Origin of the sequence: Amorphus orientalis (genome assembly GCF_030814015.1) — a bacterium.
GTDB lineage: Bacteria > Pseudomonadota > Alphaproteobacteria > Rhizobiales > Amorphaceae > Amorphus > Amorphus orientalis.
The window spans coordinates 725,664-741,868 of sequence record NZ_JAUSUL010000002.1 but is presented as its reverse complement, the minus strand read 5'-3'; the positions used below and the strand labels follow the sequence as shown (position 1 = coordinate 741,868).

General features: G+C 68.2%; 16 protein-coding genes. 10 read left to right on the top strand and 6 right to left on the bottom strand.

What is annotated here, in order from left to right:
• The first annotated feature begins 8 nt into the window (after window positions 1-8).
• Genes J2S73_RS11215 through J2S73_RS11205 form a run of 3 tightly spaced genes read left to right on the top strand, consistent with a single transcriptional unit; the run spans window position 9 to window position 3,191 of the window.
• The gene (locus tag J2S73_RS11215) at window positions 9-761 is read left to right on the top strand and encodes a carboxymuconolactone decarboxylase family protein (protein ID WP_306885621.1); all 753 of its coding nucleotides are present in this window, start codon (window positions 9-11) and stop codon (window positions 759-761) included.
• A gap of 7 nt (window positions 762-768) precedes the next feature.
• A complete protein-coding gene (locus tag J2S73_RS11210; protein ID WP_306885620.1) occupies window positions 769-1,572 on the top strand; it encodes an alpha/beta fold hydrolase in 804 nt (267 codons plus the stop codon).
• Entirely contained in the window at window positions 1,569-3,191 is a 1,623-nt protein-coding gene (locus tag J2S73_RS11205; protein ID WP_306885619.1) for a GMC family oxidoreductase, read from the top strand. The genes J2S73_RS11210 and J2S73_RS11205 overlap by 4 nt, the downstream gene beginning before the upstream one ends.
• 63 nt (window positions 3,192-3,254) lie before the next feature.
• Here J2S73_RS11205 and J2S73_RS11200 read toward each other — a convergent pair whose 3' ends face one another.
• From J2S73_RS11200 to J2S73_RS11180, 5 genes are all read right to left on the bottom strand, one after another.
• A complete protein-coding gene (locus J2S73_RS11200) occupies window positions 3,255-3,443 on the bottom strand; it encodes a hypothetical protein (RefSeq protein WP_306885618.1) in 189 nt (62 codons plus the stop codon).
• Window positions 3,443-4,369, bottom strand: coding sequence for an NAD(P)-dependent oxidoreductase (locus J2S73_RS11195; protein ID WP_306885617.1), 927 nt, complete (start codon window positions 4,367-4,369; stop codon window positions 3,443-3,445). Before J2S73_RS11195 ends, J2S73_RS11200 begins: the two co-directional genes overlap by 1 nt.
• A 24-nt stretch (window positions 4,370-4,393) precedes the next feature.
• A complete protein-coding gene (locus J2S73_RS11190) occupies window positions 4,394-5,704 on the bottom strand; it encodes a TRAP transporter large permease (protein ID WP_306885616.1) in 1,311 nt (436 codons plus the stop codon).
• The gene (locus J2S73_RS11185; RefSeq protein WP_306885615.1) at window positions 5,697-6,215 is read right to left on the bottom strand and encodes a TRAP transporter small permease subunit; all 519 of its coding nucleotides are present in this window, start codon (window positions 6,213-6,215) and stop codon (window positions 5,697-5,699) included. The genes J2S73_RS11190 and J2S73_RS11185 overlap by 8 nt, the downstream gene beginning before the upstream one ends.
• Window positions 6,216-6,392: 177 nt before the next feature.
• Complete coding sequence (locus tag J2S73_RS11180; RefSeq protein WP_306885614.1) at window positions 6,393-7,406, bottom strand: TRAP transporter substrate-binding protein; 1,014 nt, start codon at window positions 7,404-7,406, stop codon at window positions 6,393-6,395.
• A gap of 135 nt (window positions 7,407-7,541) precedes the next feature.
• Between J2S73_RS11180 and J2S73_RS11175 the strand changes: the two genes are divergently transcribed.
• The 4 genes from J2S73_RS11175 (at window position 7,542) to J2S73_RS11160 (ending at window position 11,193) form a co-directional block, all read left to right on the top strand.
• Complete coding sequence (locus J2S73_RS11175; RefSeq protein WP_306885613.1) at window positions 7,542-8,345, top strand: N-acyl homoserine lactonase family protein; 804 nt, start codon at window positions 7,542-7,544, stop codon at window positions 8,343-8,345.
• A 74-nt stretch (window positions 8,346-8,419) separates the two neighbouring features.
• A complete protein-coding gene (locus J2S73_RS11170) occupies window positions 8,420-9,604 on the top strand; it encodes a serine hydrolase domain-containing protein (RefSeq protein WP_306885612.1) in 1,185 nt (394 codons plus the stop codon).
• The gene (locus tag J2S73_RS11165; protein WP_306885611.1) at window positions 9,604-10,395 is read left to right on the top strand and encodes an SDR family NAD(P)-dependent oxidoreductase; all 792 of its coding nucleotides are present in this window, start codon (window positions 9,604-9,606) and stop codon (window positions 10,393-10,395) included. Before J2S73_RS11170 ends, J2S73_RS11165 begins: the two co-directional genes overlap by 1 nt.
• A gap of 42 nt (window positions 10,396-10,437) precedes the next feature.
• Window positions 10,438-11,193, top strand: coding sequence for an SDR family NAD(P)-dependent oxidoreductase (locus J2S73_RS11160; RefSeq protein ID WP_306885610.1), 756 nt, complete (start codon window positions 10,438-10,440; stop codon window positions 11,191-11,193).
• 34 nt (window positions 11,194-11,227) lie between these two features.
• On the opposite strand, the gene J2S73_RS11155 is transcribed toward J2S73_RS11160, so the two are convergent.
• Window positions 11,228-11,911 carry a GntR family transcriptional regulator gene (locus J2S73_RS11155; protein WP_306885609.1) on the bottom strand — a complete coding sequence of 228 codons (684 nt, stop codon included), beginning with the start codon at window positions 11,909-11,911 and terminating at the stop codon, window positions 11,228-11,230.
• 119 nt (window positions 11,912-12,030) lie between these two features.
• On the opposite strand from J2S73_RS11155, the gene J2S73_RS11150 reads away from it, so the two are divergent.
• The 3 genes from J2S73_RS11150 (at window position 12,031) to J2S73_RS11140 (ending at window position 16,205) form a co-directional block, all read left to right on the top strand.
• Window positions 12,031-12,438, top strand: coding sequence for a carboxymuconolactone decarboxylase family protein (locus tag J2S73_RS11150; RefSeq protein ID WP_306885608.1), 408 nt, complete (start codon window positions 12,031-12,033; stop codon window positions 12,436-12,438).
• A 660-nt stretch (window positions 12,439-13,098) separates the two neighbouring features.
• On the top strand, window positions 13,099-13,902 hold the full coding sequence (locus J2S73_RS11145) for a CbbQ/NirQ/NorQ/GpvN family protein (RefSeq protein ID WP_306885607.1): 804 nt from the start codon (window positions 13,099-13,101) through the stop codon (window positions 13,900-13,902).
• Window positions 13,902-16,205, top strand: a complete 2,304-nt coding sequence (locus J2S73_RS11140) for a nitric oxide reductase activation protein NorD (RefSeq protein WP_306885606.1) — start codon at window positions 13,902-13,904, stop codon at window positions 16,203-16,205. The genes J2S73_RS11145 and J2S73_RS11140 overlap by 1 nt, the downstream gene beginning before the upstream one ends.

The window sequence follows — 16,205 nt, the reverse complement described above, 5'->3', positions numbered from 1 at the left end:
CATCCGACATGACCGACGACGAGAAGGCGGAGCTGAAGGCCGAGATCCTGCGCACGCGGGGCTACTGGTCGCGCTTCCACGAGGTGCTGCTGGACCGTTCGCCGGCTTTCCTGAAGGCCTATCTGGCATTCCAGTCGGCACCGGCCCAGTCGGGCGAGCTGCCGCAGAAGCTCTGCGAGTTCGTCTACATCGCCATCGATATCTCGGTGAACCACATGTACGACCGCGGCGGCCGGCGGCACATGGAGTACGCGCTGAAGGCCGGTGCCACCCCTGAGGAGGTGCTGCAGGTGATCCTGCTGACGACGGCGGTCGCCGCCCAGCAGCCGCTGGCCATGGGGATGCGGATCCTCTCCGAGGAACTTGGAGAAGCGGCGGACCGCTCGCCCCTCCCGCCGGAGCTGAGCGAGGCGATCGAGGACTACCGCAAGCTCACCGGCGCCTGGCCGGAAGCCGGCGATTTCATGGCCGGCACCGCCCCGGAGATCGCCATGGCCTACATGGACTATGGCCGGGCGGCCTGGGAGGCCGGACCGCTGTCGCGCAGGCACAAGGAGCTGATCGCGCTGGCGATCTCCGCCGCGCCGACCTGCCTGTTCGAGGAGGGGGTGCGCCGCCACGTCCGCGGTGCCCGCGCCGCCGGCGCGACGCCGCGGGAGATCGCCATGGTGATCCAGCTCTCCGCGGCGCTCGCCGTCCACACCTGCACCATCGGCGTTCCGGGCTTCGACGACGTCATGAACGGCATCTACGTGGAGTGACCGGACGATGAAACCCGCCTTCGCCGTCCTGAACGGGGCCGCCTGCCGCTACGCCGTCGACCGGCGCGGCCCGCGCACCCTGGTGCTCATCCACGAGCTCGGCGGCTCGCTGGAAAGCTGGGACGATCTCGTGCAACTGCTTGCGCCGGATCTCGGTGTCGTGCGCCACGACCTGCGCGGCGCCGGCCTCTCGCAGAAGATGCGGGGCCGGCTGGACCTCGACACCCTCGCCGATGACGTCGCCGCGCTGCTGGATCATGTCGGCGAGGCCGGCGCGGTGGACGTGATGGGGGCCGCGGCCGGAGCCGCCATCGCGGTGCGGTTTGCGATCCGCCACGCCGCCCGCTGCCGGCGCCTTATCCTGCTGGCCCCGGCGCTCGGCGTGCCGGCCGAACGCCGGGACGCGGCGATGGCGACCGCCGACCTGCTCGACCGCGACGGCATGGCGGCGATCGCCGATGCGGTCCTGCCGAAGGCATTTCCCGAGGCGCTCTGGCCGGACGGGCAGACCAAGGCGCGGGCCATCGCCCGCTGGCTGGGTGCGGACCCGGAGGGCTACGCCGCCATGTACCGGGCGATCGCCGAGACCGGCGTGCTGACCGAAATCGGCGCCATCGCGCAGCCGACGCTGCTGGTCGCCGGATCGCACGACCCGTTCAATCCGCCGGAGCGGCTCCGGGAGACTGCCGCATCGATACCCGACTGCCGCTTCGAGATCGCCGAGGCGGGCCATTTCCCGGCCGTCCAGTCGCCCCAGTCTATCGCCCCCCTGCTGAGCGCCTTCCTGGGTGCGCCGGAGGCCGGGCGATGAGCAACGACGGCGAGACCTACGACTACATCGTCGTCGGGGCCGGATCGGCCGGCTGCGTGCTCGCCAACCGGCTGTCGGCGGACCCGAACATCCGCGTGCTGGTGCTGGAAGCCGGCGGCAAGGACGACTGGATCTGGTTCCACATCCCGGTCGGCTACCTCTTCGCCATCGGCAATCCGCGCTCTGACTGGTGCTTCCGTACCGCGGAGGAAAACGGCCTCAACGGGCGCGCCCTCGCCTATCCGCGCGGTAAGGTGATCGGCGGGTCGTCGGCCATCAACGCGATGATCTACATGCGCGGCCAGGCGGCGGACTACGATCACTGGCGCCAGCTTGGCCTCGAGGGCTGGGGCTGGGATGACGTGCTGCCGGTGTTCAAGCGTCACGAAGACCATTTCGCCGGTGCCTCGCCCTTCCACGGAGCCGGCGGCGAATGGCGCGTGGAAGAGCCCCGCATCTCCTGGCCGATCCTCGACGCCTTCCGCGATGCGGCCGAGGAGCTGGGGATCGCCCGGATCCCGGACTTCAATCGCGGCGACAACGAGGGCTCGTCCTATTTCCAGGTCAATCAGAAGCGCGGGGTGCGCTGGTCGGCGGCCCGCGGCTTCCTGAAGCCGGTGCTTCACCGCAAGAACCTGACGCTTCAGACCGGATGCACCGTCGACCGGCTCACGATCGAGGACGGCCGCGCCACTGCGGTCGAATGGCTGCAGGACGGTGTCCGCCGCCGCGCCGCCGCCAAGGCCGAAATCGTGCTGGCGTCCGGCTCGATCGGCTCGGTGCAGGTGCTGATGCGCTCAGGCATCGGCCCCGGCGAGAAGCTTCAGTCGCTCGGCCTGCCCGTGCTGGCGGATCGGCCCGGGGTGGGCGAGAACCTGCAGGACCATCTGCAGCTCAGGACCATCTACAAGGTCCAGGGCGCGCGCACGCTGAACCAGGACTACGCCAACCTCCTCAAGCGCGCCTGGATGGGGATCGACTACGCCCTGTTCCGCCGCGGCCCGCTGACCATGGCGCCCTCCCAGCTCGGCATCTTCGCGAAGTCCGGCCCCGACGTGGAGCGCGCCGACCTGGAGTATCATGTGCAGCCGCTCTCGCTGGACAAGTTCGGCGAGCCGCTGCACCCCTTCCCGGCCGTCACCGCCAGCGTCTGCAACCTGCGGCCCTCGAGCCGGGGTCACGTGCACATCACCTCGCCGGAGCCGGGCGCGGCACCGGAGATCGCACCGAACTATCTCGCGACCGACGACGACCGGACGACGGCAGCCAACGCCATCCGCCTGACGCGGCGGCTCGTCGGCGCGCGGGCGCTGGCGCGCTACCGGCCGCAGGAAATGCTGCCCGGCCCGGAGGTGGGCGACGACGACGAGGCGCTGGCCCGCGCGGCCGGCGACATCGGCACGACCATCTTCCACCCCGTCGGCACGGCGAAGATGGGCCTTGCCTCCGATCCGATGGCTGTCGTCGACGCCCGCCTGCGCGTCTTCGGGGTGGAGGGGCTCAGGGTCGCGGACGCCTCGGTGATGCCGACGATCCCCTCCGGCAACACCAACTCTCCCACCATCATGATCGCCGAAAAGGCTGCGGAGATGATGTTGTCCAGCCGAAAGCGGCACTAAGTCGCGACCGGTCTCTGCAGGACGCAGAAGCGCGCAGGATCGGTACAGCGCTGTGATTTCAGGTCAGCAGACGGCTTCCGCCGCCCATATGTCGACGTCCGCCGTTTCGGCCGCACCGAAGGTCTGAGCGGCGGCCTCGAAACGCGGCCTGCGTGAGGCGATGGTCACCGACGCGCCGAGCGACGCCACTTGCTCGGCGACCGACGAACCGGCGAAGACCACCAGATGCGCACCGTCCAGCCGACTGCGCATCACTTTTCGGCAGCCTCTTCGGCGGCCTTGCCGAGTTCGGTGCCCGCCAGCATTTCGCTGAACCGGGCCGCCGCGGTGTGGTCCTTGCCGGGGCCGAGATATTTCTGCGACCCGCTCCACATCTCGCGGCACAGCCCCGCGAACGGTGCGGCCGTGCCGGTCGAATGGGCGACGCCGAGCGCGATGCCAAGATCCTTGACCATCAGGTCGAGGCCGAAGCCGGCATCGAAGCTGCGCGACAGCACGTACTGCTTGAACTTCTTCTGGGTGGAATTGTTCATGCCGGTCGAGGCGTTCAGCACGTCGACCATCAGCGCCGGATCGAGCCCGAAGCGCTGGCCGATCAGCAGCGCCTCGATGCCGATCAGAAAGCCCCCGGCGCTGACCAGATTATTGAGCGCCTTCATGGCGTGGGCGCTGCCCACCGGCCCGGTGCGGATGACCGACCCCATGGTCTGAAGCACCGCCTCCGCCCTGGCGAAGCCGTCGTCCTCTCCGCCCACCATGATCGCAAGCTCGCCGGAGCGGGCGCGGGTCACGCCACCCGACACAGGCGCATCAAGAAGCGCGATGCCCCGCTCCGCGGCGTCGGCGGCAAAAGCGCGGGTCATGTCGGGCACGCCGCTCGACATCTCGAGAATGACGGCGCCTTCGGCGAGACCGGCAAGCAGGCCGGTCTCGCCGCCAAGCACCTCGCCGACGACCGCGCTGCTCGGCAGCATGGTGACGACGATGTCGCTTGCCGCCGCAAGTTCCGCCAGCGTGCCGGCCGTCGCGGCTCCGAGCCGCTCCGCGACCTCCGCCGTCCGGTCCCGATCGGCGTCGGCCACGGTGAGGGTGTAGCCCGCTTCGGCGATGCGCGCCGCCATGGGGTTGCCCATCGCGCCCAGTCCGACGAAGCCGATCCTCGGCAATTCCTGCTGCATGATCCTGAGACTTTCTTGTTCGGGTCAGAACATCTGCCTGGGCAGCCAGAGCGACAGTCCCGGAAACGCGATCAGCAGGATCAGGACGATGGCTTCCATGACGATGAAGGGGAAGATGCCGCGGTAGATGTCGGTCAGGGAGACCTTCCCTTCCGAGGCGCCGATGACGGCGAAAAGGTTCATGCCCACCGGTGGCGATAGCACCGCGAGTTCGACGAGCTTCACCATGATCACGCCGAACCAGATGCCGTCGTAACCGAGCGCGGTCACCATCGGATAGACGAACGGCAGCGTCATGACCTGCATCGCGAGCGGGTCCATGAACATGCCGAGCACCACGAAGACGACGACCAAGAGCGCTATGAACACCACCGGCTCAAGGCCGAACGACTGCAACAGGTCGGTCGCGGAGGTGACCGTTCCAGCCACCAGGAAGAAGCGGGTGAACATCAGCCCGCCGATGATGACGATGAACAGAGCGGCGGTGATGCCGGCACTGGAGCGCAGCGCTTCCGCCAGCTGTGCCCGCGACAACGAGCGCCGCGACAGCGCGATCACCAGCGCACCGATGGCACCGAGCGCCCCTGCCCCCGACGGCGTGGTGAAGCCGAGATAAATGCCGCCGATGACGACCGCGGCGAGCAGGAAGGTGGCCCACAGCGCCTTCGCGCTGATGCCGATCTCCCTGAGGGTCGCCCGCGGCTGCGGCGGCGGCGCGAGATCCTTGCGCACCCGGACGAGAAAGAACGTGCCGATCATGTAGGCGGCCCCGGTGAGCAGCCCCGGGACCACGCCCGCGATGAGCAGCTCGGCGACGGATTCGCCCGTCAGCAGCCCGTAGATCACGAAGCTGATCGACGGCGGGATCAGCGCGGCGATTGTGCCTGCCGCCGCGATGCAGCCGGCCGAGAAGGCCCGGTCGTAGCCGAGCTCGAGCATCTCAGTGAGCGCGATCCGCGTGAACAGGGCGGCGTTCACCAGCGTCGAGCCGGAAATTGCGGCGAAGCCGGCGGAGGCCAGGATCGTCGCCTGATAGAGCGCGCCGCGGGTGGAGCGCAGAATCAGATTGCTGAAACCGAACAGCTCCTGGGTGATGCCCGAGGCCGACGCGATGGCGCCCATCAGGACGAACATCGGGATCACCACGAAGCTGTAGTCCGAGGCGGTCGCGAACGGCAGGTTGGTGAGCACGTTGAGGGCAAACGCCGGCCCGCCGGTCTGCCAGAGGCCGACCACGGAGACGGCGCCCATCGCGATGCCGACAGGGACGCCGGCGATCGACAGGACCAGCATGGCCACGATCGCGATCGCGCCGATCGTCAGCGGATCAAGCATTGCGCGTCTCCCCGGTCGGCTCCAGGCCTGCGATCCGGTAGATCAGCTGACGGCCGAACTCGGCGACGGAGAGCCAGGCGCCGAAACACGCGACGGTCTTGAACGGGGCAACCGGAAAGGCGAGCGCGCCGAGCGCGGTCTCGTTGAACTTCCATGCGGAGGCGGCGAGATCGGTGGCCTTCCACGCCACCAGCGCCATGAAGGCCGTCGCCAGCGTCAGCGAGAAGATGCCGCTCAGCCGGCGGGCGGTCGGCCCCATGTTCTGGGTGGCGATGTCGATGACGATGTTCGACCCGCGCGCCTGCGCCTCGGCGAGCCCGAGGAAGACGATGACGGCGAGCAGCGCGCCGGAGAGTTCGACCATCCCCGGAATCGGCCGCAGCAGAAGATTGGTGGAAATGACGTCGGCCGCGCCAAGGAGGCCGACCACGAGGAGGAGCCCCGCGGCGGCGAGAAAGCCGAGCTGGGATGCCTTGCGCAGGACAAGGTCTATTCGAGACAGGAGCCACATGCGAACACCGTGCTGACGGGACCGGCCGGCAGGGGGTCAGCCCTCCGCCGGCGGGGTGCGGTGCGGCTGAAGCACGTCGCGGTCAACCGGGCGGGCTGACAGAGGCGGCGTGCTCCAGGACTTGGATCCGGAGACCTTTCCGTTCGCCCGGACGGGTTGCGTCCGGGCGCTCCGGAGTTAGCGGTTCTCGCGGATGTACTCGGCGATTTCCTTGGCCTGATCGCCCTTGCCGTCCTGGCTCATCCGCTCGATCCACAGGTCGAGCATGTCCGGCACGGTCTTCTTGAGTTCGTCCATCTGCTCGAACGCAACGATCTCCATCCCCGAGGCCTTGAGGTTCTCGGTGGCTTCGCTCTCGTCCTTGGCGATCAGCTCGTTGCCGTACTGCTGGGCATCGGCCGCGACCTCCTCGAACAGCTGGCGCACGTTCTCAGGCCAGGACTCCCACTTCTCCTTCGACACGAAGAGCGTGTGGGCGCTGATCACGCCGAAGCTGATGTCGGTGCCGTAGTCGGCGACCTGATCGATCTTGAACGCCTTCACGGCCGAGTTGAACATGTAGGTGCAGTCCATCGCGCCGGACTGCATCGCCTGGATCATGTCCACGGGGGTGATGTTGACCGGAATGGCGCCCAGCGCCTCGAACATCTTCGGCACGAACGACCCGTACGAGCGGATCTTCGTGTTCTTGAAGTCGTCCATCGTCTTGATCTGCTTGGTGCAGTAGATCCGGTAGTCCGGCAGATAGCGATAGAGCAGCGGGTGCAGGTTCGCCGCGTCCAGCTCCGCCTTGATCGCCGGGTTCTCGGTGAAGAGGTGCTCGGTGATCTGGTTCACCTTCGGCCCGTCGGTGAAGGTGAACGGCAGCTCGTTGGTGACCGCAGCCAGCGGCATGCGCGAACGCTGGTTGCCCATCACGATCAGGCCGAGATCGATCGCGCCCGACCCGACCAGGTCGACGATCTCGGCCTCGCCGCCGAGCGTGTTCGCCCAGAAATGCTGGATCTTGATCGCGCCCCCGCTCCGCTTCTCGATTTCGGAGGAGAAGTATTTGTCGATCTTCGACGTGTTGACGACCTCCGGAATGTTGGACGAATAGCGGAGGTTCATCTTCGGATAGTCCTGCGCCTGCGCCGGTGCGGCGACGAAGGACAACGCCACGAGGGGCGTCAAAAGGCCTAGCAGCTTCACTGGGGGATCCTCCCGGGAGACGAGTCTGGCATGCGCCATCCGGCGCTGTTCTTAACGGTGGCTTCCTTGCCACAATGGCAGTCTGTCATACAACACGACGATATGCTAATTCAACCCGGCTGGAGGGGACCCGACGTGACAACGACCTACGAGGTGCTGGCGCTGCGCTACGCCATGACCGATCCGAAGCGCAGCCGCCGTGAAAACTTCCTGCCGGGCATGGATCTGCACGACGGCCCGATGCCGCTCGACTATTATGTCTGGCTCATCCGCAACGACGCGCGCCTGATCGTGGTCGACACCGGGTTCAGCCGGGAAGTGGCCGCCGAGCGGGGCCGCTCCCTCCTCCACGACCCCGCCGACTTGCTCCGACGGATCGGCGTCGAGCCGGCCGCCGTCACGGACGTCGTGCTGACCCATCTCCACTACGATCACGCCGGCGGGCTGGGCGCGTTTCCGTCCGCGACCTTCCACCTGCAGGACACGGAGATGGCCTACGCGACCGGGCGGCACATGTGCCATGGCTGCCTCAACGCGCCGTTCGACGTGCGCGACGTGATGGCGGCGGTCGGTCTGGTCTATCGCGGGCGGATGCGCTTCCACGACGGCGAGAGCGAGCTCTGCCCCGGCGTGACGCTGCACCGGGTCGGAGGTCACAGTGGCGGCCTGCAGGTGGTCCGGGTGGCAACGGAACGCGGTCCGCTGGTGCTCGGCTCCGACGCGTTCCATTTCGCCGAGAACCGGGAGCGCCGCGCGCCCTTCCCGATCCTCTTCAACGTCGGCGAGATGCTCGAGGGGTTCCTCGTCTGCGAACGCCTGGCGGAAGGCCGCGCCGACCTCCTCATCCCCGGACACGATCCGATGGTGCGGCAGTCCTGGCCGCCCTTTCATCCCGACCTGCCCGATATCGTCCGGCTCGATCTCCCGCCCCTCGCCTGAGCCGACAGTATAGTTGACGTACTGTCATACAATCTGATATCGCCGACGGAACACGCTCGCTCCGGGAGGAAAGATTGCAGCTCGACAAGAATGTTTCCGCGCGCGGCCACGACTTCCAGCTTCACGGCTCCTACGACGAGGCCTTTGCGGGCGTCGTCGAAGCCTTTGCGGCCAACTACGTGGAAGAGGAAGAGATCGGGTCGGCGACGACCGTCTATGTCGACGGCAGGAAGGTCGTCGATGTCTGGGGCGGCTACCGCGACGCGGACCACTCCAAGCCCTGGAACGAGGACACGATCGTCTGCATGATGTCGGTGGCCAAGGGCCTCTCCGGCATGACCTTCAACACCCTGATCGACCAGGGCCTGGTCGATCCGGAGGTGCCCGTCGCCCACTACTGGCCGGAGTTCGCCCAGAACGGCAAGGAGGGCGTCCTCGTCCGCCACGTCCTCGACCACACCGCCGGCCTGCCGGTGGTGCTCGAGCCGCTCTGGAAGGGCGCGATCTACGCCAACGACGTCATCGTCGCCGCACTGGAGCGCCAGGCGCCCCTCTGGGAGCCGGGAACGACGGCCGCCTACCACATCCACACCCAGGGCAACCTTCTCGGCGAGATCGCACGTCGGGTCACCGGCCGCCGCTTCCGCGACATCCTGCAGGAGGACGTGATCCTGCCGCTCGGCGGCGACTATCGGATCGGCAACATCTTCGGCGCCGACAACGAGCGCTGTGCCGAACTCGTTCCGACCGTCGTCGGCACCCTGTTCGAGCGCAAGGATTCCGAGCCCGACAGCCTGCTTGCCAAGGGTTTCGTGCAGCATCCGGACGAGCCGATCGGACAGACGCTGAACTCGCCGGGATGGCGCATCGCCGACATCGCCAGCGCCAACGGCCACGGCACCGCCCGCACCGTCGCCCGCGTCTACGCCGCCATCGCCCGCGGCGGCTCGATCGACGGCGTGACGCTGATGCGGCCCGAGACGGTCTCCAACATGCTGGTGGAACAGCACAACCAGGTCGAGAAGATGCAGCAGCGCCCCTATCACCAGGGCCGCGGCATCCTCCTCAACACTCCGGAATCGGTCTGGATGGGCCCGCAGCCCCGCGCCTTCGGCCATCACGGCTTCGGCGGCTCGATCGGCATGGGCGATCCGGAGGCGAAGATCGGCTTCTCCTACGCCTGCAACAAGATGCACGCCCGCGGCGACAACGGCCCGCGCGCCCGGCGGATCATCGAAGCCCTTTACGAGGCGCTGTGATGGCGACCGGAAGCGAAGCCGCCCCCGTCGCCGCGATCACCGGCGGCGCCGGCGGGATCGGCGAGGCGACGGTCGCCCGCCTCGTCCGCGACGGCTGGCAGGTCGTGGTGCTCGACCGGGACGTGGACCAGGCTAAGGCCGTGGCCGAGCGCCAGGGCGTCATCGCCCACGAGATCGACCTGGCCGACACGCGCTCGATCCGCGACGCCGCCCAATGGGTGGAGCGTGAGGTCGGGCCATGCCGCGGCCTCGCGGCCGTGGCGGCGCATCTGGAAAACCCGCACATGCCGGAAGATCAGGACGCCGACGAGTGGGACGCGATCGTGCGGGTCAATCTGACCGGCACCTTCCGCACGCTGACCGAGTTCGGCCAGGGCATGCTCGCCCGCCGGGCCGGCTCCATCGTCACCATCGGCTCCATCACCGCCTTCAACTCCAGCCCGCTGCAGGCCTACGGGCCGACCAAGGCCGCGATCCTCAACATGTCGCGCAATTTCGCCGTCGCCTGGGGCCGGCGGGGCATCCGGGTGAACTGCGTCTGTCCCGGGCCGACGCGGACGCCAGCCGTCGAGGCGAGCTACGCCCGCGGCGAGCGCAGCCCGGACACGATGATCCGGGAGACCGCGCTCGGGCGCCTGGTCATGCCGGAGCAGGTGGCGAATGCAATCGGTTTCCTGCTGTCGGACGACGCCGGCGCGATCACCGGGATCGAGCTGCCGGTCGATGCGGGCGTGCTGGCGACCCAGGTCTGGGGCCTCTATGGCGGCGTTCCGCAGCCGGCCGACGACTGACCGGACGACGACGGACCATTCTTTTTCATTCGGGAGGCAACGATGTCAGGTGAACTTGCCGGCCAGGTGGTCCTGGTCACCGGCGCCGGGCGCGGAATCGGCGCCGCGGCGGCAACACTGATCGCAAAGCGGGGCGGCGCCGTGGGGGTGCTCGACATCTCCGCGGAGCTCGCCGAAGCGACCGCCGCCGCGATTACCGCCGACGGCGGCAAGGCGCTGGCGCTGGTCGCCGACGCCTCCGACCGGGATGCCGTCTTCGCCGCCGCGGCAGAGCTGCGCGCCGCCTTCGGTCCGCTGACCGGCGTCGTGAACGACGCGATCTGGATCCGTTACGAGCCGATCGCCGACGTCGCCGAGGAGACGCTCGACCGGATGCTGGCGGTCGGCGTCAAGGGCGCATTCTGGGGCGTGCAGGCACTGCTGGCCAACCGAGAGGACCGGCCGGCGGCCGTGGTCAATCTCGCCTCGCCGGTCGCCGATCTCGGCACGGCGGGCACCGCCTCCTACACCGCCGTGAAGGGGGCGATTGCCGCCCTCACCCGACAGCTGGCCGTGGAGCTCGGCGCGCAAGGAATCCGCGTGAATGCGGTTACCCCCGGCGCCGTGCCCACTCCGGGCGCCCGCTCGATCGTCGACGAGGCCGGCTACGCCAAGCGGCGCGCCCAGACGCCGCTCGGCCGGCTCGGTGCGGAGGCGGAGATCGCCGCCGGGATCGCCTTCCTGCTTGGCCCCGATGCCTCGTTCATCACCGGCGAGATCCTGCACGTCGACGGCGGCATCACCGCCAAGTCGCTCTGAGCCGATGCGTCCGTCCGCCCACGCCCCGGCAGCCTCACGCGTCCCTGGGCGCGATGGCCTTCAGCGCGGCCTCCGCTGCCGCCTCGACGTGGGCAACGCAGATCGCGAACGCACGCTCCTCGTCGCGAGCCTCCAGCGCGGCGACGAAGTCGCGCAGCTCGCCGATCGACTTGCGCGCCCGCTCCTCGCTCGCGAGCGACACCACGCGCAGCTGCGAGACGCGCGTGTGGATCCGGCGCAGCATGTCGGCCGCGACCTCGTTGCCGCCCCCCTCCAGCAGGATGTCGTAGAAGCGGGTCTTCGCCACGATGAAGGCCTCGGCCGAAAAGTCGTCATAGACCGCGGCCAACTGCTCGACGCTCTGGTGCAGCGCCGCGATCTGCTCCGCGCTCGCGTGGCGCGCAAAAAGCCGGGCCGCGAGCCCTTCCAGCGTCGCCCGGACCTCGTAGATCGACCGCGCGGTGCTCTCGCTGACCACGCTGACGCTCATGCCCTTGTTGGGCTGCAGCGTGATGAGACCGTCGGCCTGAAGCTCCCGCAGCGCCTCGCGGAGCGAGGTGCGCGACACCCCCATCATCTCGCAGAGTTCGCGCTCGATGAGCCGCGCGCCGGCCGGAAAGCGGCCGGTCGCGATCGCCATGCGAAGCCGCTCGGCAACCTGCTCGCGCAGTCCCGGCAGCGTCTGCACGCGCATCGACAGGTCTTCGTTGACGGTCATTGGATCCCTCGCCTCGGAAACACACACGTCTCCGGGAAGGCCGGACCTGGCCGGCAACCCAGGGACGTAAGTCCCCTGCCATATTGTATTTTTGTATGTCAAAGAACAAGGAGACTCTCATGACGGACCAGAACAAGACGGTCGGCGATCTCTTCGAGCAGGGGCTCGAGCTGCGCCGGCAGGTCCTCGGCGCGGACTATGTCGACAAGTCGGTGAATGCGTCGAACGACTTCATGATGGCGTTCCAGCACATCACGACGGAGTGGTGCTGGGGCTATGCCTGGGGCCGCGACACCCTCGATCTGAAGACCCGCAGCATGCTGAACCTCGCCATGCTGACCGCGCTCAACCGGGCGGCCGAGGTCAAGCTCCACGTCCGCGGCGCCATCAACAACGGCGTGACGGTGGAGGAGATCCGGGAAGTGCTGCTCCACGCCACGGTCTATTGCGGCATTCCCGCCGGCCTCGACGCCTTCAAGGCGGCGAACGAGGTGCTGTCGGAGATGAAGCCGGACGGCTGGGGTTGAGCGTCTGCCGGCCAGATCGGCCAGTTCGTCATCGGGAAATGCGCCGAACCTGAGTGTTTCCGCGATTGTCTAATCCGCCGCTCGGCGGACACCGGGGTTCTCGAACCACGAGCGATCTGTCCGCTCGCCGGTATCGGAACAAAGGAACATGGGCCCGAAGCCCAAGGTGAAGGCGTTGCCGCCCCGCAAAGCGGCACGCGCATGGAACCGGTCCAGGCTGACAACGCCGCGAGGTAGTTGCTCGCGGGCGGAATCACCCACCGCAGCAGGGCGTCCGGGTTGGGGCCGCTCCAACCCCGAGCCATAGTCGGGTCGCGACAGGCTTCAGGGCTCCGGTCGCACCTGTCAGGGGCTGCCGCACGGGTCGGCACCCCCATTTCCCCTCGGCGGGTAAGGCTCCGCCGGGCAGGACATGGTACGATACTTGCTGCTATCGTGACTGTCGCGGGCAGAGCCGCCCGCCCATCGGCCAACGAAGCCCGAGCCGCAAAACACTGTGCGGCGCTTCCATTTGCTGCGGACCTTTCTCCGCAGCTGTTGGCTGGCTGCCCGCCGAGAGCGGCGTTCGATCCACTTGCTGACAACCCGACCGAGGCGACGCGGCGGTCTGCCCGGCGTCCGCCACAGGCCCGGCCCGGGCCACCGCCGGAGACATCGACGATGACCCTCGACGCCTACCGCATCACCGACGAGCCCTACTATCGCCCCGCGGGCGAGGAAATCGCGATCTTCGAGGCCGCCTGGCGGGAACGCCTGCCGGTCATGCTCAAGGGCCCGACCGGTTGCGGCAAGACCCGCTTCATCGAGCACATGGCCTGGAAGCTGAAGGTCCCGCTGATCACCGTCGCCTGCCACGAGGACATGACGGCAAGCGACCTGGTCGGCCGCTACCTGATCGACGAGACCGGCACGGTCTGGCACGACGGACCGCTGACACTCGCCGTCCGCCACGGCGCGATCTGCTATCTCGACGAGGTGGTGGAAACGCGCCAGGACACGACCGTCGTGATCCATCCGCTGACCGACGCGCGCCGCATCCTGCCGCTGGAGAAGCACAACGAGCTGGTCCGCGCCCACCCCGACTTCCAGCTCGTGATCTCCTACAATCCCGGCTACCAGAGCGCGATCAAGGACCTGAAGGAATCCACCAAGCAGCGCTTCTGCGCGATCGGTTTCGACTACCCGTCCCACGAGGTCGAGGCGGCGATCGTGGCGCAGGAGGCCCATGTGGCACCCGAGATCGCGCGCCAGCTCGTGGCGATCGGAACCCGCAGCCGCAATCTCGAGGGCCACGGGCTCGCCGAGGGCGCGTCGACCCGGATGTTGGTCCACACCGGCCGACTGATTTCCCAGGGCTTGCCGATGGGTCAGGCGGTCGACACCGCGATCGTCATGCCGGTGACCGACGAGCCCGACGTGCGCGCCGCGCTGTCCGCAGCCGTCCAGGCCTGCATGAACCCGTAATGTCCGGCGCCGCGCATCTCACGCTGTTATCGACGCCGGAGGACAGTCCGGTCACGCTGGCCCACCGCATCATCGGCCAGCGCGAGGCGCTGCGTGTCCCGTTCCGGGAAGCCTTCGAAGTCGTGTCGCGACGAGCCGACACGGATGAACGCGACCGCTGGTGCAGCGCGGTCCTGGCCATGGCCAACGCGAACGCCGGTCCGACCGCTCTTCTGGCTGGATGGCAACTGAGCCGCGAGCAGATAAGCCGCATCGGGCCGGACCGCATATCGGCACTGCTGAACTCTGCGACTGACACCTGCAAGCGTGCCGGGGCGAAGGCCGCAGCCTCGTTGCTGCGGGAGGCACCGCTGGCGCTGCGGATCCTCGGCGACCCGGAAGCACTCCTGGCATGGGGCCGGATCGTGACGGATCTTGCCGAAGAGATGCCGGCGGCGGTTCTGCCGCTCCTGACGGAGACCGGCCGCATCCTCTCGCAAACTGACATCGAGGGGTTCCGGATCTGGGTGGAGGCGGGCCGCCGTGCCACCGAACGAGACCGGTTGAGCCAGATCGCGTTCTTTTCGCTGGAAGATCCCGGCGCCCTGCGGCTTCTGTCACGATCCGGTCGCGGTCAACCCTTCGACCGGCTGGAGAAGCGTCTTTCAACCTATGCCACGGCGCTTTATGGACGGCCCGCGGCGCTCCGTTCGTTCGAACCGTCCATCGATGCGACAGCCCCATCCCGCGCCAACATCGCCGGCGGGCTGATGCGTCTCCCGCTGCGCTTCCCGGCACCTGAGGATGACCAGGACCGGATCTTTCTCGCCGCTGTCGCCCACATCGGCGCGCACCTTGAGTTCAGTCGCATCCGGTTCGAAGTCGGCAAGCTGCGCCCGCTGCAGATCGCGCTCGTCAACCTAGCTGAGGACCACCGCGTCGAGACGCTGGCGGCGCGCAGTCTGCCGGGACTTGCCGGTCTGTGGCGCTCCTTCCACACGATCGCTGCCGACACGCCGGCGACCACGGACAACCTGCTTGCGCGCATCGCCCGGGCGCTTGCCGATCCCGGGTTCGAGGACGACGACTGGGCGGTCTCCAAGGCCCGCGCCCTCTTTGCGGAGCGGGCCGACCGGCTGGAGGATCCGCAGATCTCCCGGGAGTTCGGATCGCTGCTGGGCAACGACTTCGGCCAGCGCCGGCTCCAGTTCAACTGGAAGACCTATGCGGTCGAGCCGATCTACCGGGACGACGGGCTCGGGCTCTGGGAATTGCCCGAGGATGATGCTCCGCCCGAAACGATCGAGATGTTCACCGACGCCGCCCGTCCGGAGGAAAGCGACAACCCGCCCGAACGCGAGGACGGCCGGCCCGACCCGGATCTGGAGCCGGCCGAGCTACGTCCGATCTCGTCAGAAGACGGCCTCCCGATCGCTCGCTATCCCGAGTGGGATTACCGCGCCAACGACCTTCGGCACGAATGGGCCTGCGTGTGCGAGACGCCGGCGACGCTGGGCTCCCCCTCCGAGCTGGGACGGCTCACCGAGCCGTTCGCCTCGGTGCACGAGAAACTCGTCCGGCAGATCCGTTCGGCCCGGATCGGCCGCGCGGAGCGGTTGAAGCGTCAGCCTGATGGCGACGTTCTGGATCTTGAGGCCGCCATCGAACACACGGTGAAACGGCGGCTTGGCGAACTGGGTGACGACCGTCTCTTCGTGCGCCGCAAACGTCAGGCGCGGGACCTCTCGACCCTCGTTCTTCTCGACGTCTCCCAGTCCACGGGTGACCGACCCTCCCTCTCCACCGCAACAGTGCTGGAGCTGGAACTCGCGGCAACCGCCCTCCTCGGCCGCGCGATGGACGACATCGGGGACTGCATTGCGATTCGCAGCTTCGCGTCGAACGGACGCGACGACGTCCGTATCTCCTGCCTGAAAGATTTCGACGAGCGCTTCGACGATACCGTGGCGGCCCGGCTTGCCGGGGCGCGTTCCGGACTTTCAACGCGCCTCGGCGCCGCGATCCGTCACGCCACGGTCGAGATCGCGCCCGAACGCGCCTACCGGCGGCTGATCGCCGTGATCACGGACGGCGAGCCGTCCGACATCGACGTCACCGATTCCGACTATCTCGCCTACGATGCCCAGCACGCGGTGCGCGCGGCGCGGCGCCTCGGCGTCGACGTCGTCTGCATCGCGCTCTCCACGGCCCATCTTGCGACCGCCAAGCGCGTGTTCGGCGCGGGCCACGTCTTTCCGGTCAGCCGTATCGACACGCTGCCGACCGCGCTCTCCGCGATCATCTTCCGGCTGGCAACGCGCTGA